Source organism: Variovorax sp. LjRoot130 (genome assembly GCF_964253755.1).
Classification (GTDB): Bacteria; Pseudomonadota; Gammaproteobacteria; order Burkholderiales; family Burkholderiaceae_C; genus Variovorax.
The window spans coordinates 5,659,916-5,678,510 of the sequence record NZ_CAXURM020000001.1 but is presented as its reverse complement, the minus strand read 5'-3'; the positions used below and the strand labels follow the sequence as shown (position 1 = coordinate 5,678,510).

General features: G+C 67.1%; 18 protein-coding genes. 15 read left to right on the top strand and 3 right to left on the bottom strand.

Annotated features, from left to right (window positions below):
* Positions 1-11: 11 nt before the first annotated feature.
* The 9 genes from frc (ACSQ86_RS28130) to pyk all read left to right on the top strand — a co-directional run bounded on the left by frc (ACSQ86_RS28130) (position 12) and on the right by pyk (position 8,844).
* Positions 12-1,274, top strand: a complete 1,263-nt coding sequence (gene frc / locus ACSQ86_RS28130; protein ID WP_093108607.1) for a formyl-CoA transferase — start codon at positions 12-14, stop codon at positions 1,272-1,274.
* A 23-nt stretch (positions 1,275-1,297) separates the two neighbouring features.
* Positions 1,298-1,735: a PAS domain-containing protein gene (locus ACSQ86_RS28125; RefSeq protein WP_436310069.1), complete on the top strand. Its 438-nt coding sequence runs from the start codon at positions 1,298-1,300 to the stop codon at positions 1,733-1,735.
* Positions 1,732-2,979 carry a formyl-CoA transferase gene (gene frc / locus ACSQ86_RS28120; protein ID WP_093108609.1) on the top strand — a complete coding sequence of 416 codons (1,248 nt, stop codon included), beginning with the start codon at positions 1,732-1,734 and terminating at the stop codon, positions 2,977-2,979. The genes ACSQ86_RS28125 and frc (ACSQ86_RS28120) overlap by 4 nt, the downstream gene beginning before the upstream one ends.
* Positions 2,980-3,153: 174 nt before the next feature.
* Complete coding sequence (locus ACSQ86_RS28115; protein WP_436305989.1) at positions 3,154-3,483, top strand: hypothetical protein; 330 nt, start codon at positions 3,154-3,156, stop codon at positions 3,481-3,483.
* Positions 3,484-3,516: 33 nt separating this feature from the next.
* Positions 3,517-4,680 (top strand): ADP-forming succinate--CoA ligase subunit beta, encoded by a 1,164-nt coding sequence (gene sucC, locus ACSQ86_RS28110; RefSeq protein ID WP_436310068.1) that lies wholly within the window; start codon positions 3,517-3,519, stop codon positions 4,678-4,680.
* Positions 4,681-4,687: 7 nt separating this feature from the next.
* A complete protein-coding gene (gene sucD / locus ACSQ86_RS28105; RefSeq protein WP_436305987.1) occupies positions 4,688-5,587 on the top strand; it encodes a succinate--CoA ligase subunit alpha in 900 nt (299 codons plus the stop codon).
* 7 nt (positions 5,588-5,594) lie between these two features.
* Positions 5,595-6,365 carry a fumarylacetoacetate hydrolase family protein gene (locus ACSQ86_RS28100; protein ID WP_436305986.1) on the top strand — a complete coding sequence of 257 codons (771 nt, stop codon included), beginning with the start codon at positions 5,595-5,597 and terminating at the stop codon, positions 6,363-6,365.
* Between the two features lie 39 nt (positions 6,366-6,404).
* Positions 6,405-7,415: a 2-dehydropantoate 2-reductase gene (locus tag ACSQ86_RS28095; protein WP_436310067.1), complete on the top strand. Its 1,011-nt coding sequence runs from the start codon at positions 6,405-6,407 to the stop codon at positions 7,413-7,415.
* Positions 7,416-7,425: 10 nt separating this feature from the next.
* The gene (pyk, locus tag ACSQ86_RS28090; protein WP_436310066.1) at positions 7,426-8,844 is read left to right on the top strand and encodes a pyruvate kinase; all 1,419 of its coding nucleotides are present in this window, start codon (positions 7,426-7,428) and stop codon (positions 8,842-8,844) included.
* A 5-nt stretch (positions 8,845-8,849) separates the two neighbouring features.
* Here the strand turns inward: pyk and ACSQ86_RS28085 are convergent, their stop codons facing one another.
* Positions 8,850-9,707: a LysR family transcriptional regulator gene (locus tag ACSQ86_RS28085; protein WP_436292046.1), complete on the bottom strand. Its 858-nt coding sequence runs from the start codon at positions 9,705-9,707 to the stop codon at positions 8,850-8,852.
* A gap of 121 nt (positions 9,708-9,828) precedes the next feature.
* Between ACSQ86_RS28085 and ACSQ86_RS28080 the strand changes: the two genes are divergently transcribed.
* Positions 9,829-10,065, top strand: a complete 237-nt coding sequence (locus ACSQ86_RS28080) for a hypothetical protein (protein WP_093108617.1) — start codon at positions 9,829-9,831, stop codon at positions 10,063-10,065.
* 14 nt (positions 10,066-10,079) lie between these two features.
* Here the strand turns inward: ACSQ86_RS28080 and oxlT are convergent, their stop codons facing one another.
* Positions 10,080-11,405 (bottom strand): oxalate/formate MFS antiporter, encoded by a 1,326-nt coding sequence (gene oxlT, locus ACSQ86_RS28075; protein ID WP_436305984.1) that lies wholly within the window; start codon positions 11,403-11,405, stop codon positions 10,080-10,082.
* Positions 11,406-11,580: 175 nt separating this feature from the next.
* On the opposite strand from oxlT, the gene ACSQ86_RS28070 reads away from it, so the two are divergent.
* A complete protein-coding gene (locus ACSQ86_RS28070; RefSeq protein ID WP_436310065.1) occupies positions 11,581-11,721 on the top strand; it encodes a hypothetical protein in 141 nt (46 codons plus the stop codon).
* Here ACSQ86_RS28070 and ACSQ86_RS28065 read toward each other — a convergent pair.
* Positions 11,718-12,647, bottom strand: a complete 930-nt coding sequence (locus tag ACSQ86_RS28065; protein WP_093108702.1) for a LysR family transcriptional regulator — start codon at positions 12,645-12,647, stop codon at positions 11,718-11,720. The two genes, ACSQ86_RS28070 and ACSQ86_RS28065, sit on opposite strands and share 4 nt — an antisense overlap.
* A gap of 142 nt (positions 12,648-12,789) precedes the next feature.
* Between ACSQ86_RS28065 and ACSQ86_RS28060 the strand changes: the two genes are divergently transcribed.
* The 4 genes from ACSQ86_RS28060 to fdhD are packed head-to-tail and all read left to right on the top strand — an operon-like array spanning position 12,790 to position 18,588.
* A complete protein-coding gene (locus ACSQ86_RS28060; protein WP_436310064.1) occupies positions 12,790-13,302 on the top strand; it encodes a formate dehydrogenase subunit gamma in 513 nt (170 codons plus the stop codon).
* Positions 13,299-14,855, top strand: coding sequence for a formate dehydrogenase beta subunit (locus ACSQ86_RS28055; protein WP_436310063.1), 1,557 nt, complete (start codon positions 13,299-13,301; stop codon positions 14,853-14,855). Before ACSQ86_RS28060 ends, ACSQ86_RS28055 begins: the two co-directional genes overlap by 4 nt.
* A 20-nt stretch (positions 14,856-14,875) precedes the next feature.
* The gene (gene fdhF / locus ACSQ86_RS28050; RefSeq protein WP_436310062.1) at positions 14,876-17,740 is read left to right on the top strand and encodes a formate dehydrogenase subunit alpha; all 2,865 of its coding nucleotides are present in this window, start codon (positions 14,876-14,878) and stop codon (positions 17,738-17,740) included.
* Complete coding sequence (gene fdhD, locus ACSQ86_RS28045; protein ID WP_436310061.1) at positions 17,737-18,588, top strand: formate dehydrogenase accessory sulfurtransferase FdhD; 852 nt, start codon at positions 17,737-17,739, stop codon at positions 18,586-18,588. Before fdhF ends, fdhD begins: the two co-directional genes overlap by 4 nt.
* Positions 18,589-18,595 lie beyond the last annotated feature (7 nt).

Sequence of the window (18,595 nt, the reverse complement as noted above, 5' to 3'; positions counted from 1 at the left end):
GGAGATATCCCATGAGCAGCAGCAACAAACCACTCAACGGCATCAAGATCATCGACTTCACCCATGTCCAGGCCGGTCCCGCCTGCACGCAGATGCTGGCCTGGTTCGGCGCCGACGTCATCAAGGTCGAGCGCCCGGGCTCCGGCGACGTCACGCGCACCCAGCTGCGCGACATCCCCGACGTCGACGCGCTCTACTTCACCATGCTCAACAGCAACAAGCGCTCGCTGACGCTGGACACCAAGCAGCCCGAGGGCAAGGTGGTGCTGGAGAAGCTGATCCGCGAATCCGACGTGCTGGTCGAGAACTTCGGCCCCGGCGCGCTCGACCGCATGGGCTTCACCTGGGAGCGCATCCAGGAACTGAACCCCAAGATGATCGTCGCCTCGGTCAAGGGCTTCAGCGACGGCCACCACTACGACGACCTCAAGGTCTACGAGAACGTCGCGCAGTGCGCCGGCGGCGCCGCCTCGACCACCGGCTTCTGGGACGGCCCGCCGACCGTCAGCGCCGCCGCCCTGGGCGACAGCAACACCGGCATGCACCTGGCGATCGGCATCCTGACCGCCATCATCGGCCGCCAGCAGACCGGCAAGGGCCAGCGCGTGGCCTGCGCGATGCAGGACGCGGTGCTCAACCTCTGCCGCGTGAAGATGCGCGACCAGCTGCGCCTGGACAAGCTCGGCTACCTGGAAGAGTACCCGCAGTACCCGCATGGCACCTTCAGCGACGTGGTTCCGCGCGGCGGCAATGCCGGCGGCGGCGGCCAGCCGGGCTGGGTGCTCAAGTGCAAGGGCTGGGAAACCGACCCCAACGCGTACATCTACTTCACCGTGCAGGGCCACGCCTGGGCCCCGATCTGCGACGCCATCGGCAAGCCCGAATGGAAGACCGACCCCGACTACATGACGGCCAAGGCACGCCAGCCGCACATCACCGCGATCTTCGCAACCATCGAGGACTGGCTGGCCGACAAGACCAAGTTCGAGGCGGTCGACATCCTGCGCAAGTTCGACATTCCCTGCTCGCCGGTGCTGACGATGAAGGAACTGCTGCACGACGAATCGCTGCGCAAGAGCGGCTCGATCGTCGAGGTGAAGGGCCACAAGGAGCGCGGCAACTACTTCACCGTCGGCAGCCCGATCAAGTTCTCCGACCTGAAGCCCGAGATCACGCCTTCGCCGCTTTTGGGCGAGCACACCGACGATGTGCTGGCCGAGCTGGGCTACAGCAAGGAACAGATCATCAACTTGCGCGAGTCCAAAGCGGTTTGAGACTGGAAAGAGGGAGCGGCGCCTTGCAATCGAACGTGGATTTGAAACAGCTCGTCGCCGGTGCCGGCGACGCCATCATGGTCGCGGATGCGCAAGGCGCGATCACGCTCTGGAACCAGGCAGCCGAGCGCATCTTCGGCTACGCCGAAGCCGAGGCGTTGGGCAAGTCGCTCGATCTGATCATCCCGGAACGCCAGCGCGGCCGGCACTGGGACGGCTATCAAAAGACCATGGACACGGGCATCACCAAGTACGGCGCCGACCTGCTGCGCGTGCCCGCCCTGCACAAGGACGGGCACACGCTGTCGATCGCCTTCACGGTATCGATGCTGTTCTCCGAAGATCGGAAGGTCATGGGCATTGTCGCCATCGTGCGCGACGAGACCGCCCGCTTCGCCGAGGAGCGCAAACTGCGCGCCCGTCTGGTAGAAGTCGAGGCCAGATCCAAGGAGACACAATGAGCAAGGCACTCGAGGGCGTTCGGATTCTCGATTTCACCCATGTGCAGTCCGGCCCCACCTGCACCCAGCTGCTGGCCTGGTTCGGCGCCGACGTGATCAAGGTCGAGCGCGCCGGCGAAGGCGATGCGACGCGCGGCCAGCTGCGCGACATTCCCGGCGTGGACAGCCTCTACTTCACGATGCTGAACCACAACAAGCGCTCGATCACGCTGGACACCAAGAAGCCCAAGGGCAAGCAGGTCCTCGACACGCTGATCAAGACCTGTGACGTGCTGGTCGAGAACTTCGCTCCCGGTGCGCTGGACCGCATGGGCATCACCTGGAGCCACATCCAGGACTTGAACCCGCGCATGATCGTGGCCTCGGTCAAGGGCTTCGGGCCGGGCAAGTACGAGCACTGCAAGGTCTACGAGAACGTCGCGCAGTGCGCCGGCGGCGCCGCGTCGACGACCGGCTTCGACGACGGCCCGCCGGTCGTGACCGGCGCGCAGATCGGCGACAGCGGTACCGGCCTGCACCTGGCGCTCGGCATCGTCGCCGCTCTATACCAGCGCAACAGCACCGGGCGCGGGCAGCAGGTGCTGGCGCCGATGCAGGACGCGGTGCTCAACCTGTGCCGCGTGAAGATGCGCGACCAGCAGCGGCTCGAACGCACCGGCACCATGCACGAGTACCCGCAGTACCCCGACGGCAAGTTCGGCGACGCCGTGCCGCGCGCCGGCAACGCCTCCGGCGGCGGCCAGCCGGGCTCGATCCTGCGCTGCAAGGGCTGGGAGACCGACCCGAATGCGTACATCTACTTCATCACGCAGGGCGCAGTCTGGCCGGCGGTGTGCAAGGTCATCGGCGAAGAGGGCTGGATCGACGACGAGGCCTATGCCACGCCGGCCGCACGCCTCTTGCACCTGAAGCCGATCTTCGCGCGCATCGAGCAGTGGACCATGACCAAGGACAAGTTCGAGGCCATGGAGATCCTCAACAAGTACGACATTCCCTGCGGGCCGATCCTGTCGATGAAGGAGATCGCAGCGGACGAGTCGCTGCGCGAGAGCGGCACCATCGTCGAGGTGGACCACCCGACGCGGGGCAAGTACCTGACGGTCGGCAACCCCATCAAGATGTCCGACAGCCCGACCGAGGTGACGCGTTCACCGCTGCTCGGCGAACACACCGAGGAAGTGCTGCGCCAGCTCGGCTACAGCGCGGACGACCTGGCGATGCTGCGCGAAGAGCGCGTGATCTGAGCTGAGCGCGGACGAGGGCGCACAACGGATTCTGGCGCCCTCAACCCATAACTCATAGCAAATACATTCAATAAAATACTTTCACTATTAATTATTGATCGACCACTCTACATTTTGAATATGCCGAGCGCATTCGATTCACCACCGCGGCATTCAAATTTGAAGGAGAAGCTCATGGTCAACGATTTGCCAATCCAGTACCGGAACGACGAAATCGAACGGAACGCCTACAACGCGGCGTTCTATGAATTGGGATTCAGGTGGCATTGGGACAGCCATACCTATTACGAATTGCTGAGCCAAAGCCAGAACGAGGCGGAACGGATCGGCCATTACCTGAAGACTCACCAGTCGCACCTTCTCAAATCCTACGAGGCTGAATTCCTCGTCGAAGTCATCCGGCAAAAGAAGGCCGAGCACATGCAGCGCGGCATTGCGCCCGGCGCGATGCCGGCCAGGTATTTCGACTGGGCGCAAATGCCCGGTTGCGAACTCGGCGCCTAGGCCCTGCCCGTCCCCTAAAAAACCGCCAAAGCCATGAATATCCACGAATACCAGGGCAAAGAGGTATTGCGGAAATACGGCGTGGCCACGCCGCGCGGCTTTCTCTGCATGTCGCCTGAGGAGGCGGTGGATGCGGCCACTCGGCTCGGCGGCGCGCGCTGGGTCGTCAAGGCGCAGATCCACGCCGGCGGGCGCGGCAAGGGCGGCGGCGTGAAACTGGCGAGATCCATGGCGGAAGTGCGCCAGCATGCCGAGCAGATCCTCGGCATGCGCTTGAGAACGCATCAGACCGGGCCCGAGGGGCGCCTGGTGAAGCGGCTCCTGATCGAGGAAGGCGCCGACATCGCGAAAGAGTTCTACCTGGCGCTGGCGGTGGACCGCGACACCCAGCGCGTCGCGCTGATGGCCTCGAGCGAAGGCGGCATGGACATCGAAGAGGTGGCGGCCCGCACGCCCGAAAAGATCCACAAGGTGGCCATCGATCCGATCGCGGGCCTGACGGTGGGCCAGGCGGACGACGCCGCACGCCGGATCGGCATCCCCGCGAAGTCGATTCCAGAGGCGCGCAGCTTCATGCAGAACCTGTACCGCGCCTTCGACGAATGCGATGCATCGCTGGCCGAGATCAATCCGCTGGCCCTGACCAGCGACGGCCGCGTGATCGCGCTCGACGCCAAGTTCGACTTCGACCCGAACGCGCTCTTCCGCCATCCGGAGATCGTCGCGCTGCGCGATCTCGACGAGGAAGACCCGGCCGAGGTCGAGGCCTCGAAGTTCGACCTCTCCTACATCCCGCTCGACGGCAACATCGGCTGCCTGGTCAACGGCGCGGGCCTGGCCATGGCGACGATGGACGTGATCAAGCTGTACGGCGGATCGCCCGCCAACTTCCTCGACGTGGGCGGCGGCGCGACGGCCGGGAAGGTGACGGAGGCCTTCAAGCTGATGCTGCGCAATCCGAAGCTGGCGGCCATCCTGGTCAACATCTTCGGCGGCATCATGAAGTGCGACCTGATCGCCCAGGGCGTGATCGCCGCCGCGCGCGAGGTGCGGCTCCAGGTGCCGCTGGTGGTGCGCATGAAGGGTACCAACGAAAAGCTGGGCCGGATCATCCTTGCGCAGTCGGGCCTTCCCATCATCAGCGCGGACGACATGGCGGATGCGGCCGAGCGCGTCGTCGCAGCGGCGAGGGGCTGATCCCACCATGTCCATCCTCATCAACAAGAACACCCGCGTGATCACGCAGGGCATCACCGGCAAGACCGGGAGCTTCCACACCGCGATGTGCCGCGACTACGGCAACGGCAGGAAATGCTTCGTCGCCGGCGTGAACCCGAGCAAGGCAGGCAAGTACTTCGACGGCATCCCGATCTTCGGCAGCGTCAAGGACGCCAAGGCCGAGACCGGCGCGACCGTCTCGGTGATCTATGTGCCGCCGCCCTTCGCGGCCGCCGCCATCGACGAGGCGGTCGATGCCGAGCTCGACCTGGTCGTCTGCATCACCGAAGGCATCCCCGTGCGCGACATGATCCGCACCCGCCACCGCATGCAGGGCCGCAAGACGATCCTGCTTGGCCCCAATTGCCCGGGCCTGATCACCCCGGACGAAATCAAGATCGGCATCATGCCGGGCCACATCCACCAGAAGGGCCGCGTCGGCGTGGTGTCGCGCTCCGGCACGCTGACCTACGAAGCCGCCCACCAGCTCGCCAGCTTCGATATCGGGCAGTCGACGGTGGTCGGCATCGGCGGCGATCCGGTCGGCGGGCTCAGGCATATCGACGTGCTGAAGATGTTTAACGACGACCCGCAAACCGACGCGGTGATCATGGTCGGCGAGATCGGCGGCAACGAGGAAGAGATCTGCGCACGGTGGATCAAGGAGCACATGCGAAAGCCCGTGGTCGGCTTCATCGCCGGCGCCACCGCGCCGCCGGGCAAGCGCATGGGCCACGCGGGCGCCATCATTTCCGGCGGCAAGGGCACGGCGGAGGCCAAGCTGTCGGTGATGCAGGAATGCGGCATCCACGTGACGCGCAATCCGGCAGAGATGGGGAAGCTGCTGGCATCGCTGGTCATTCCCGACTACCTACCCTTCGATTGAGAGAGACATGCAACAACAGCGATGGATCCGTTTCGAACGCGCCGGCAAGACGGGCTTCGGCGCGCTCGACGGCAACAAGGTGCGCGAACACCAGGGCGACATGTTCGGCAGCCCCGAAGCGACGGGTAGCGTCTTCGCGCTGGACGAGCTCAAGCTGCTGACGCCGACCCGGCCGACCAAGGTCATCGCGCTGTGGAACAACTTCCACGCGCTCGGCGAGAAGCTGAACCTGCCGGTGCCGGCCGAGCCGCTCTACCTGCTGAAGGCGCCCAACTCCTTTCTCGCCGCCGGCGAGCCCATTCGCAAGCCGCTGTGCGAGGGCAAGGTGGTGTTCGAGGGCGAGCTCGGCATCGTCATCGGCAAGACCTGCACGGCGGTGGCCGAGGAAGCGGCGCTCGACCATGTGTTCGGCTACACCTGCGCCAACGACGTGACGGTGGCCGACATCCTGAACCGCGACGCCTCCTTTGCGCAATGGGCGCGCGCCAAGGGCTTCGACACCTTCTGCCCGATGGGCCCGGTGGTCGCCACCGGCCTCGACCCCGCGACGCTCACCGTGACCACCCTGCTCGACGGCGCGGCCCGCCAGCACTACCCCATCAGCGACATGCGCTTCTCGGTGCAGCAGCTGGTCAGCCTGATCTCCTTCGACATGACGTTGCATCCGGGCGACGTGATCCTGTGCGGCACATCGGTCGGCGTCGGCTCGATGAAGCCCGGCAGCCTGGTCGAGGTCGAGATCAACGGCATCGGCAAGCTGAGCAATCGCTTCGGCTAGGGCCTGCCGCGCAAGAGATTCAACACTTCAAGGATCGACATGAAGATAGCAGTCATCGGCGCAGGCGCCATCGGTGGCCTGGTCGGAGCAAAGCTCGCGCTGGCCGGCGAGGACGTGACGTTCATCGTGCGCGGAGCCAACCTCGACGCCATCGCCACCAACGGCTTCAAGCTGATCGCGGCCGACGGCGAGGAGCAGGTGGCGCGAAACGTGAAGGCCACCGATCGCTACGACCAGGCCGGCGTGCAGGACATCGTCATCCTCGCGATGAAGGCGCACCAGGTCGAAGCGGTGGCGAACGAAGTGCCCAAACTCTTCGGCCCCGCGACCGTGGTGGTGACGATGCAGAACGGCATCCCCTACTGGTACTTCCACAAGCACGGCGGGTCGCTCGAAGGAAGCACGGTGAAGAGCGTCGATCCGTACGGCGTCGTGGCCGCGAAGATTCCTGCGGAGCGCGTGATCGGCTGCGTGGTCTATCCCGCCTCCGAGCTGGTGGCGCCGGGCGTGGTGAAGCACATCGAGGGCGACCGCTTCCCCGTCGGCGAACTGGACGGCACGTCGAGCGAGCGCGTGAACCGCGTCGCGGCCTGCTTCGCCAACGCGGGCTTCAAGGCGCCCGTGCTCGACAACATCCGCGCCGAGATCTGGCTCAAACTGTGGGGCAACCTGACCTTCAATCCGATCAGCAGCCTGTCGCATTCCACGCTGGTCGACATCTGCCAGTACCCGCCCTCGCGCGACCTTGCCGCCGCGATGATGCGGGAAGCCCAGGCCGTCGCGCACAAGCTGGGCATCGAGTTCCGCGTGTCGCTGGAAAAGCGCATCGCCGGCGCCGAGAAGGTGGGCAAGCACAAGACCTCGATGCTGCAGGACGTGGAGGCCGGGCGTGCCCCGGAGATCGATGCGCTGGTGGGCGCGGTGGTCGAGCTGGCCCGGCTGACCGACACGCAGACGCCGCATATCGACACCGTCTACTCGCTGGTCAAGCTGCTGGCTCGCACGATGGAGGACCAGCGCGGACGGGTCCGCCTTCACGAGATGGCTTGAGGCCCTCACCATGAGACGCGCCCGCAGCGCCAAGATCGTCGCCACGCTCGGCCCGTCCACTTCGGACGAGCAGGCCATCCGCGCCCTGTTCGAGCGCGGCGTGGACGTGTTCCGGCTCAACTTCAGCCATGGCACGCAGTCCGACCATGCGCGGCGGCTCGCGACCATCCGTGCGCTGGAGAAGGAGTTCGGCCGGCCGATCGGCGTGCTGCTCGACCTGCAAGGGCCGAAGCTGCGCCTGGGCACTTTCGAAGGCGGCAGGACGCAGCTCGAAGCCGGTGCGCGACTGCGCCTCGACATGGACAGGACCCCCGGCGATGCCCGCCGCGCGCCGCTGCTGCATCCGGAGATCTTCGCGGCGCTGCAGACCGGCACCGAACTGCTGCTCGACGACGGCAAGCTGCGCCTGCGCGTGGAAAGCCACGGCGCGGATTTCGCCGAGACCACCGTCCTCGTCGGCGGGCCGATCTCGGACCGCAAGGGCGTCAACGTGCCGAGCGTGCTGCTGCCGATCTCGCCGCTGACCGCGAAAGACCGCGACGACCTGGCCTTCGGGCTCGCGATGGGCGTGGACTGGGTTGCGCTCTCCTTCGTGCAGCGGCCCGAGGACATCGAGGAGGCGCGCGCCCTCATCGGCACACGCGCCTGGATCATGGCCAAGCTCGAGAAGCCGGCCGCGATCGAGCACCTGGACGGCATCGTCGCCTTGTCCGACGGCATCATGGTCGCGCGCGGCGACCTCGGCGTCGAGCTGCCGCCCGAGCAGGTGCCGGAACTGCAGCGCCTCATCGTGCGCGCCTGCCGCAAGGGCGGCAAGCCGGTGGTGGTGGCGACGCAGATGCTCGAGTCGATGATCGCGTCGCCGGTGCCCACGCGTGCCGAGGTGTCCGACGTGGCGACCGCGATCTACGACGGCGTGGACGCGGTGATGCTGTCCGCCGAATCCGCGTCGGGCCAATACCCGCTGGAAGCGGTTGCGATGATGGACCGCATCGTCGCCCGCGTGGAAGCGGACCCGTCCTACCGCAGCGGCATCGACGCCACGCATGCCGCGGCCGAGGCGACTACCGCCGACGCGGTCTGCGCGTCGCTGCGCAACGTGGCCGGGCTGCTCTCTCCGGCCGCCACCGTGACCTACACCTCCTCGGGCTTCACCAGCCTGCGCGCCGCGCGCGAGCGGCCCGCCGTGCCCGTGCTGAGCCTGACGCCCTCCGTCGCCACCGCGCGCCGCATGGCCATGGTCTGGGGCGTGCATGCGGTGCTGGTGGACGACGTTCACGATGTCGCCGAGATGATCGAGTGCGCCTGCCGCAGCGCGCGCGACGAGGGATTCGCGAACCCGGGCGACGACGTGGTGGTCGTCGCGGGCCTGCCCTTCGGACAGTCCGGAACGACGAACCTGCTGCACGTCGCGCGCATCGCGCGCTGAGCCGGTCAGATCTTTCTGGCCTCCGTGCCCGCGGCCTGCCGCAGGCCCGCCAGCGCGGGATCGATGATCGCGGGATCGGCGCCCACCGCGTAGACCGCATAGGCCGGATAGAGAAACTCCGGCGTGTGGGGCACGCGGCGCAGATGCCCGGATTCCAGGTGGCCGCGCACCACGTCGAGCCGGAAATAGCCGGTGCCGCCGGCGGCCAGCAGGTACTCGCGGCCGAGCGGCCCGAGCCCGGCCATCACTGCCGCGCTCGACAGTTCGGGAAAAGCCAGCCCGTGCTGCGCCGCGAACTCGGGCCCCCAGTCGACGTACACATAGTCCGCCGGGCGCGGCACGCGCGGACGCTTCGCCGTCGTGACCATGACGAGCTTTTCCTCTATCAGGAGCTCCACGCGCAGCCCGGGCCGCTGCTGCGGCGCATAGGCGATGGCGACATCGAGCACGCCCGCGGCCACCTTGTCGAGCAGGTCCTGCGGGTAGCCGACTTCCGTGCGCAGCGCGAGTTGCGGGTGCCTGGCGCGCATCCACAGCAGCCAGCGCAGCAGCAGCGGATCCCACAGGCTGATCTCGCAGCCGGCCGCGAGCACGGCGCGGCTGCCGGTCGGCACCGCCACCTGATCGCGCGCACGCGCCCAGACCTGCACCAGCGTGGTCGCGTGCGGCAGGAAGCGCTCGCCGGCCGCGGTGAGCGCGGCGCCGGCCTTGTTGCGCACGAAGAGCCGGCGGCCGAGCAGCTCTTCGAGCGTTCGCACGCGCGCGCTGACCGAGGTTTGCGTCACGTGCAGCCGCTCGGCGGCGCGCTGGAAGCTGCGGGTCTCGACGATCTCGAGGAAGGTGCGGGCCAGGTTGATGTCCACGATGGCAGCTCGTTTTGAATGCAGTATTTTTGCATTCAATTGGCAATAAATCTCGTTTTACTTGGAGCCAAGTCCGTCCGAACATGGAGGCATCGCAACCCGCTGCAATCAGGAACTCACCATGTCCATCCTTCAACGATCATTCGTCTCGAGCCCCGCCGGCGCCCGGGCCCGTGCGCTCAGGACCTTGGCCGCCGAGGCCGGTGCGCTCGTCAAGGCCTTGCTGAATCCGAACCAGGTCATCGAGGAAGTCGAGCAGATGCGCGCCTTGCACGCCGCCGCGAATCGCGTCGAGGCCAGCAACGCGGCGCGCGCCGCCTGGCTGCGGTCGCGTGCCTCGCGCATCGGCCTGCGCTGATGAGCGATGGCCGCCTAGGAGTGCTGCTGGCTCTGCGCGATGTGCTTGCGCCGCATCGGACGCAACACGAACCACGCCATCAGCGCCGCGGCGGCGTTGACCGCGCTGGCGGCGATGAAGACGGCCTGCCAGCTGCCGGTGGCCGCGGCGAGCACGCTCGAGAGCGGCACCAGCAGCGCCGCCGTGCCCTTGGCGGTGTAGAGCATGCCGGCGTTGGATGCTGCGTACCTGGAGCCGAAGGTGTCGGCGCAGGTCGAGGGGAAGAGACTGTAGATCTCGCCCCAGGCGAAGAACACGATGCCGGTCAGCACGACGAAGAGGATCGGGTTCTGGCCATAGTGGTAGAGCATCAGGATGCCCACCGATTCCAGCGCGAACGCGATGAACATCGTCTGCTCGCGCCCGATCTTGTCGGAGACCCAGCCGAAGAAGGGCCGCGTCAGGCCGTTGAGCACGCGATCGATCGCGAGCGCGAAGGTCAGCGCGGGCAGCACCAGGCCCATGATGTTGACCGGCACGTCCATGATCTTGAAGTCCTTGGCGATCGGCGCGAGCTGGGCCGTGGCCATCAGGCCGCCGGCGGCCACCATCACGAACATCGCGTACATGACCCAGAAGACAGGCGACCTCAGCACTTCGGAAGGGGCGTAGTCGCGGCGCGACTGCTGCACGTTGCGGCTGTTCGACGCCTTCGCATGATCGGGTGCCCGGGTCAGCGCCCAGGCCAGCAGGAAGACGATCAGCCCCTGCCCGATGCCGAAGTAGAGGAAGGCCGCCTCGTAGCCGTGCGAGTGGATCATCGCGGAGATCGGGACGATCGTGAGGGCCGATCCGGCCCCGAAGCCGGCCGCGGTCATGCCCGCGGCGAGGCCGCGCCGGTCGGGGAACCACTTCAAGGCATTGCCCACGCAGGTGCCGTAGACCGCGCCGGCGCCGATGCCGCCGATCGCCGCCGCGATGTAGAGCACCGGCAGCGAGGAGGCCACCGAATTGAGCACCCATCCGAGACCGCACAGCACGCCGCCGACCAGCACCACCGGGCGCGGGCCGAAGCGATCGACGAGGTAGCCTTCGATCGGCACCAGCCAGGTCTCGGTGAGCACGAAGATCGTGAAAGCCACCTGGATTGCGGCGCGGCTCCAGCCATGCTTGTCGGCGATCGGATTGACGAAGAGGGTCCAGCCGTATTGCAGGTTGGCGATCATCGCCATGCACACGATGCCGATCAGCAACTGTCCCCATCGGTACGTCTGCGATCGGTTCGCGGCTGCGTCATAGCTTGCCGCCTGGGAATACATCGCCGGGCTGGAACCCGCGATCGTGGTCGTTGGCCGAGTCATGGAGTCTCCTGTTGTCGTAGAGGTCCGTCGGCATCGGAACGCCGGACCCGTTTTGGGAGTGAAGGACTGTCGGACGGCGCGGCGCAAACGCTCTTGACCGCAGTCAAGTTCCCATCAACCAAGGGTAAACCCTTAAAATCGACAACTCCTCATCGCCACGCATCGGCCACGCAACATGAACCACACCGCATTGAATTCCACCTCGATCAAGACCCAGTCGCCATCCGGCGCGGGCGCGCTTCTGCGCGAGCTGATCGCCGCCATGCCCGTCGTGATCTTCTTCAAGGCGGTGCGCGCCGCTCTGCAGCGGCCCTAAGCTGCTGAATCGAAGGGGACGATCTGCGCAATCAGCGACGCGCCGTCGCTGAGCAGAAAGTCCTTGAAGGCCTGCGCCACCGGCGGCAGGCGCTTGGTGCGCCGATGCACGACGTACCAGTTCAGCATCAGCGGAAAACCCTCGACGTCGAGCACGCTGAGGCTGCCGGCCTTCAGCTCCTGACTGATGGTGTGCGCCGACACGAAGCTCACGCCCATGCCCGCGATCACCGCCTGCTTGATCGTCTCTGTGCTCGGGATCTCCATCGCGATGTTGATGTCGCGCAGGTCGCCGCCGAAGCCTTCCTCCATCGAGTTCCAGGTGTCGGTGCCTTTCTCGCGCACGACGAAGGGCTCGCGCATCAGCCGGGCCCGCGGGATCTTCCGCTCGCCGACCAGCGGGTGGCTCGGCGCCGCGACGATCACGTAGGGATGCGGCGCGAAGGGCTGATTGACCGTGTCCATGTCGGTCGGCGGCCGCACCATGATCGCGAGGTCGGTGAGGTTCTCGGCGATGTGGGTCAGAAGCCCCTCGCGGTTGTGGACCGTGAAGTTCAGCGTCACGCCGCGATGGCGGCTCGCGAACTCCACCAGGAGGCGTGGAAAGAAGTAGTCGCCGGCGCTGATCACGCCCACGTTGAGCTTGCCGCCCGAGACGCCCTTGAACTGCGTCATTGCGTTCTCGGCCGCCTCGAACTGCTGGATGATGGCCCGGCTGATCTGCAGCAGCTCCGCGCCGGCCGGGGTCAGGTAGATCTTCTTGCCGAACTGCTCGAACAGCACGTTGCCGGCGTGCTCCTCGAGCTTGCGCACCTGCGTCGAGACGGCCGGCTGGGTCAGGTGAAGCTCTTCGGCCGCGCGCGAAAAGCTCAGGAGGCGAGCGACCGCCTCGAAGACTTTCAACTGGCGCAGGGTCGCGTTCTTCATCGTGAACTCATCGTACCGTGCGCCTTGCGGCGGACTTCGATTTAGTAATCGCATCGGCCCATTCGCCGGATAAATTGGACAGCCGTTTCCCCGCTGTCGACACTGCGCCCCACACGGTGTTGCGACAAACAAGGAGAACAGCATGTCGGCGCTTCAGGATGAAGGAACGGTCTCGCATCGCAGCAGCAGCGTCGATGCGCTGGCGACCGTGCGCGGCGTGCTGGCGCAACGGGCCGAAGAGCCGGGCGCGCTGCTGCCGATCCTGCATGACGTGCAGGACGCGCTGGGCTATGTGCCTGCCGATGCCGTGCCGGAGATCGCCGGCGCGTTGAATCTCTCGCGTGCCGAGGTTCACGGCGTCCTCACCTACTACCACCACTTCCGCGCCGAGCCGGCCGCACGCCACGTGGTCCAGATCTGCCGCGCCGAGGCCTGCCAGGCGATGGGTGCCGAGGCCTTGCTCGCGCATGCGCAGCAGCATCTGGGTTGCGCGGTGCATGGCGATTCGAAGGACGGCGCCTTCACCCTCGAGCCGGTCTACTGCCTCGGGCTGTGCGCCTCCTCGCCCGCCATGATGCTGGACGACGAGCCGCATGCGCGCATCACGCCGCGGGTCTTCGATGCACTGATGGCGCAGGCCCGGAGCGAATCATGAGCATCACCGTTTACGTGCCGCGCGACTCCGCGGCCCTGGCCGCCGGCGCCGACCGCGTGGCGCGGCGCATCGCCGGCGAGGCCGCAGCGCGTGGTGCGGACATCCATCTGGTGCGCAACGGCTCGCGCGGCATGTTCTGGCTCGAGCCGCTTGTCGAGGTGGCCACGCCGGCCGGGCGCATCGCCTACGGGCCGGTCGCGCCCGAGGACGTGGCGAGCCTGTTCGACGCCGGTTTCCTCGAGGGCGCGGCCCATGCGCTGCATCTCGGCCCGACGGAGGAGATCGCCTACCTGAAGAAGCAGGAGCGCCTCACTTTCGCGCGCATGGGCATCACCGATCCGCTGTCGCTCACCGACTACCAGGCGCACGAAGGCTTCGCCGGCCTGCGCCGCGCGCTGGCGCTGGAACCCGCGCAGATCGTGCAGCAGGTGCTGGACTCGGGCCTGCGCGGGCGCGGCGGCGCGGCCTTCCCGGCCGGCATCAAGTGGAAGACGGTGCTGGCGACGGCGGCCGCGCAGAAGTACATCGTCTGCAATGCCGACGAAGGCGATTCGGGCACCTTCTCCGACCGCATGACGATGGAGGGCGACCCCTTCATGCTGATCGAAGGCATGACCATCGCAGGCATCGCGACCGGCGCGAGCATGGGCTACGTCTACGTGCGCTCCGAATACCCGCATGCGATCGCGGCGATGAACGAGGCCATCCGCCGCGCCGAGGCGGCGGGCTTCCTCGGCGACGACATCCTTCGATCGGGCCGCAGCTTCCGGCTGCAAGTGCGCAAGGGCGCCGGCTCCTACGTCTGCGGCGAAGAAACGGCGCTGCTCGAAAGCCTGGAGGGCAGGCGCGGCATCGTGCGCGCCAAGCCGCCGCTGCCGGCCATCGAGGGCCTGTTCGGCCAGCCCACGCTGATCAACAACGTGATCACGCTGGCCAGCGTGCCGCTCATCCTGGCGCGCGGGGCCGAGTTCTACCGCGACTTCGGCGTCGGGCGTTCGCGCGGCACCTTGCCGATGCAGCTGGCCGGGAACATCAGGCACGGCGGCCTGGTCGAGAAGGCCTTCGGCGTCACGCTGCGCGAGCTGCTCTACGACTACGGCGGCGGCTCCGCATCCGGCCGGCCGATCAAGGCGGTGCAGGTGGGCGGGCCGCTGGGCGCCTACCTGCCCGAATCGCAATGGGACCTGCCGCTGGACTACGAGGCCTACGCCGCCGTCGGTGGCACGGTCGGCCATGGCGGCATCGTGGCCCATGACGACACCGCCGATCTTTCGAAGCTCGCGCGCTACGCGATGGAGTTCTGCGCCATCGAGTCCTGCGGCAAATGCACGCCCTGCCGCATCGGATCGACCCGCGGCGTCGAGGTCATCGACAAGATCCGGGCCGACCAGAACCGGCCGCAGCAGGTGATGCTGCTGCGCGACCTGTGCGACACCATGGTCCACGGCTCGCTGTGCGCGATGGGCGGGATGACGCCGTTCCCGGTGCTGTCCGCACTCAACCATTTCCCCGAAGACTTCGGGCTGGTCGTGCCCGATCGCAAAGCAGCCTGAGAAAAGAAGAGGAACAAGCCATGCTCGACCACCTGAAAGAAACCGACTACGGCACGCCCCGCCGCGAGTCCGAGCGCGAGGTGACGCTCGAGATCGACGGCTACGCGGTGACCGTGCCCGCGGGCACCTCGCTGATGCGCGCGGCGGTCGATGCCGGCATCCAGGTGCCCAAGCTGTGCGCGACGGACAGCCTCGAGCCCTTCGGCTCGTGCCGGCTGTGCCTGGTCGAGATCGATGGCCGCAAGGGCTTTCCGGCCTCGTGCACCACGCCCGCCGAGGCCGGCATGAAGGTGCGCACGCAGACGCCGAAGCTCCAGGAGCTGCGCAAGGGCGTGATGGAGCTCTACATCTCCGACCATCCTCTGGACTGCCTCACCTGCTCGGCCAACGGCAACTGCGAGCTGCAGGACATGGCGGGCGTCACCGGCCTGCGCAACGTGCGCTACGGCTTCGACGGCGCCAACCACCTGAAGAGCGCCAAGGACGAATCGAACCCGTACTTCACCTACGACCCGTCGAAGTGCATCGTCTGCAACCGCTGCGTGCGCGCCTGTGAAGAAACGCAAGGCACCTTCGCGCTCACGATCAGCGGGCGCGGCTTCGAGTCGCGCGTCTCGCCGGGCCAGGACCAGGCCTTCATGGAATCGGAGTGCGTGAGCTGCGGCGCCTGCGTCGAGGCCTGCCCGACGGCCACGCTGCAGGAGAAGTCGGTGATCTGGCTCGGCCAGCCCGAACACAGCGTCATCACCACCTGCGCCTACTGCGGCGTGGGCTGCGCCTTCAAGGCCGAGATGAAGGGCAGCGAGGTGGTCCGCATGGTGCCGTGGAAGGACGGCAAGGCCAACGAAGGGCACTCCTGCGTCAAGGGCCGCTTCGCCTGGGGCTACGCGACGCACCAGGACCGCATGCTGAAGCCGATGATCCGCGCGAAGATCAGCGACCCGTGGCAGGAAGTGAGCTGGGAGGTCGCGTTGAACCATGCCGCGAGCGAGTTCAAACGCCTGCAGGCCAAGTACGGCAAGGATTCGATCGGCGGCATCACCTCCTCGCGCTGCACGAACGAAGAAACCTACCTGGTGCAGAAGCTCGTGCGCGCCGCCTTCGGCAACAACAACGTCGACACCTGCGCGCGCGTGTGCCACTCGCCCACCGGCTACGGCCTCAAGCAGACGCTGGGCGAATCCGCGGGCACCCAGACCTTCAAGTCGGTGGAGAAGGCCGACGTGATCATGGTGATCGGCGCCAATCCGACCGACGGCCATCCGGTGTTCGCCTCGCGCATGAAGAGGCGGCTGCGCGAAGGTGCGAAGCTGATCGTGGTCGATCCGCGCCGCATCGACATCGTGAAGTCGCCGCACGTGAAGGCCGCGCACCACCTGCAGCTCAAGCCCGGCACCAACGTGGCGGTGGTCACTGCGCTCGCGCACGTCATCGTCACCGAAGGCCTGGCGGCGGAGGACTTCATCGCCGAGCGCTGCGACACCGCATCGTTCAACGAATGGAAGGCCTTCGTCGCCCGCCCCGAGCAGTCGCCCGAGGCCACGGAGGAGGCGACCGGCGTGCCGGCGGCGCAGCTGCGTGCCGCGGCGCGCCTGTTCGCCACGGCCGGCAACGGCGCCATCTACTACGGCCTCGGCGTGACCGAGCACAGCCAGGGCTCGACCACGGTGATGGGCATCGCGAACCTGGTCATGGTCACCGGCAACGTGGGGCGCGAGGGCGTCGGCGTCAATCCGCTGCGTGGCCAGAACAACGTGCAGGGCGCCTGCGACATGGGTTCTTTCCCGCACGAGCTGCCCGGCTACCGCCACGTCTCGGACAGCACCACCCGCGCGAGCTTCGAGGCCGCCTGGGGCGTTCCGATCAACCCCGAGCCGGGGCTGCGGATTCCCAACATGTTCGACGCCGCGCTCGGCGGCGCCTTCAAGGGCCTCTACTGCGAGGGCGAGGACATCGTGCAGTCCGACCCGAACACGCAGCACGTGGCGGCGGCGATGATGGCGATGGAGTGCGTGGTGGTGCAGGACATGTTCCTCAACGAGACCGCGAAGTACGCGCACGTGTTCCTGCCCGGCTCGTCCTTCCTGGAGAAGGACGGCACCTTCACCAATGCCGAGCGCCGCATCTCGCGCGTGCGCAAGGTGATGCCGCCGAAGGCCGGCTATGCGGACTGGGAGATCACCGTGAAGCTGGCGCAGGCGCTCGGCTACCCGATGGACTACAAGAGTCCGGAGGACATCATGGCCGAGATCGCCACGCTGACGCCGACCTTCCGCGGCGTGAGCTACAAGCGCCTCGACGAGCTCGGCAGCATCCAGTGGCCCTGCAACGATGCCGCGCCCGAAGGCACGCCGACCATGCACATCGACAGCTTCGTGCGTGGCAAGGGCCGCTTCATCGTCACGCAGTACGTGGCGACCGACGAGAAGGTGACGCGCAAGTTCCCGTTGCTGCTCACCACCGGCCGGATCCTGTCGCAGTACAACGTCGGCGCGCAAACTCGCCGCACCGACAACAACCAGTGGCACAGCGAGGACCGGCTGGAGATCCATCCGCACGATGCCGAGGAGCGGGGCATCAAGGACGACGACTGGGTCGGCATCCAGAGCCGCGCGGGCGAGACGGTGCTGCGCGCCACGGTGTCGGAGCGCATGCAGCCGGGCGTGGTCTACACGACCTTCCACTTCCCCGAGTCGGGCGCCAACGTCATCACCACCGACAACTCCGACTGGGCCACCAACTGCCCCGAATACAAGGTCACCGCGGTGCAGGTCATGCCGGTGATGCAGCCCTCCGCGTGGCAGCAGGAGTACAGCCGCTTCAACGAAGTCCAGCAGGGCTTGCTGACGGCGGCGCAGGCCAACGAAACGGTGCCCGCAAAGTGACGGCCGTTGTCGCACCCCCGCTTTTCGAAGGCGCCCGCCTGCTGCCGGTCAACGGCGTGCGCGGCGGGCTGGACTTCGCGGTGCAGGACTGGGTGGCCGAGGAAGTGCCCGTCGCGCTCGAGTTCAACGGCATCTCGCACGCGGTGATGCTCGCCACGCCTGCGGACCTGGAGGACTTCGCGCTCGGCTTCTCGCTCAGCGAGGGCATCCTGGACCATGCGCGCGAGCTCTATGCGGTGGAGGCCGAGCCCTCGGCGCTCGGCATTACCGTGCATCTGGAAGTGGCCAGTGCCGCGTTCGCCCGCCTGAAGCAGCGGCGCCGTTCGATGGCCGGGCGCACCGGTTGCGGCTTGTGCGGCACCGAAAGCCTGGCGCAGGTCTCGCGCCAGCTGCCTGTGCTTATCGATGCCGCGCGCCTGGATCGGCGCGCGATCGCCCGCGCCATGTCGCAGTTCCACGCCTTGCAGACGCTGCAGCAGGCCACCGGCGCCGTGCATGCGGCCGCATGGTGCACCGCGAAAGGCGAAGTGATGTGCTTGCGCGAGGACGTCGGGCGCCACAACGCACTCGACAAGTTGATCGGCGCGCTGGCATCCAGCGGGGTCGATGCGTCGGCCGGCTTCATCGCCGTCACCAGCCGCGCCAGCTTCGAGATGGTGCAGAAGACCGCCATGGCCGGCGTGTCGCTGCTCGCCGCGGTGTCCGCGCCCACCTCTTTCGCGGTCGAGACCGCGCAGCGGGCCGGCCTCACGCTGGTCGGCTTCGCGCGCAAGGAAGACCTGGTGGTCTATTGCCAGCCGGAACGTACTTCGGCCAACCCGGCGTCCGGCGCAAGCCGCGCGCACTGACATCCAA

Coding starts and splice junctions, on each gene's coding strand:
- frc (WP_093108607.1), top strand. CDS start 12: ATGAGCAGCAGCAACAAACCACTCAACGGCATCAAGATCATCGACTTC.
- frc (WP_093108609.1), top strand. CDS start 1,732: ATGAGCAAGGCACTCGAGGGCGTTCGGATTCTCGATTTCACCCATGTG.
- ACSQ86_RS28115 (WP_436305989.1), top strand. CDS start 3,154: ATGGTCAACGATTTGCCAATCCAGTACCGGAACGACGAAATCGAACGG.
- sucC (WP_436310068.1), top strand. CDS start 3,517: ATGAATATCCACGAATACCAGGGCAAAGAGGTATTGCGGAAATACGGC.
- sucD (WP_436305987.1), top strand. CDS start 4,688: ATGTCCATCCTCATCAACAAGAACACCCGCGTGATCACGCAGGGCATC.
- ACSQ86_RS28100 (WP_436305986.1), top strand. CDS start 5,595: ATGCAACAACAGCGATGGATCCGTTTCGAACGCGCCGGCAAGACGGGC.
- ACSQ86_RS28095 (WP_436310067.1), top strand. CDS start 6,405: ATGAAGATAGCAGTCATCGGCGCAGGCGCCATCGGTGGCCTGGTCGGA.
- pyk (WP_436310066.1), top strand. CDS start 7,426: ATGAGACGCGCCCGCAGCGCCAAGATCGTCGCCACGCTCGGCCCGTCC.
- ACSQ86_RS28080 (WP_093108617.1), top strand. CDS start 9,829: ATGTCCATCCTTCAACGATCATTCGTCTCGAGCCCCGCCGGCGCCCGG.
- oxlT (WP_436305984.1), bottom strand. CDS start 11,405: ATGACTCGGCCAACGACCACGATCGCGGGTTCCAGCCCGGCGATGTAT.
- ACSQ86_RS28070 (WP_436310065.1), top strand. CDS start 11,581: ATGAACCACACCGCATTGAATTCCACCTCGATCAAGACCCAGTCGCCA.
- ACSQ86_RS28065 (WP_093108702.1), bottom strand. CDS start 12,647: ATGAAGAACGCGACCCTGCGCCAGTTGAAAGTCTTCGAGGCGGTCGCT.
- ACSQ86_RS28060 (WP_436310064.1), top strand. CDS start 12,790: ATGTCGGCGCTTCAGGATGAAGGAACGGTCTCGCATCGCAGCAGCAGC.
- ACSQ86_RS28055 (WP_436310063.1), top strand. CDS start 13,299: ATGAGCATCACCGTTTACGTGCCGCGCGACTCCGCGGCCCTGGCCGCC.
- fdhF (WP_436310062.1), top strand. CDS start 14,876: ATGCTCGACCACCTGAAAGAAACCGACTACGGCACGCCCCGCCGCGAG.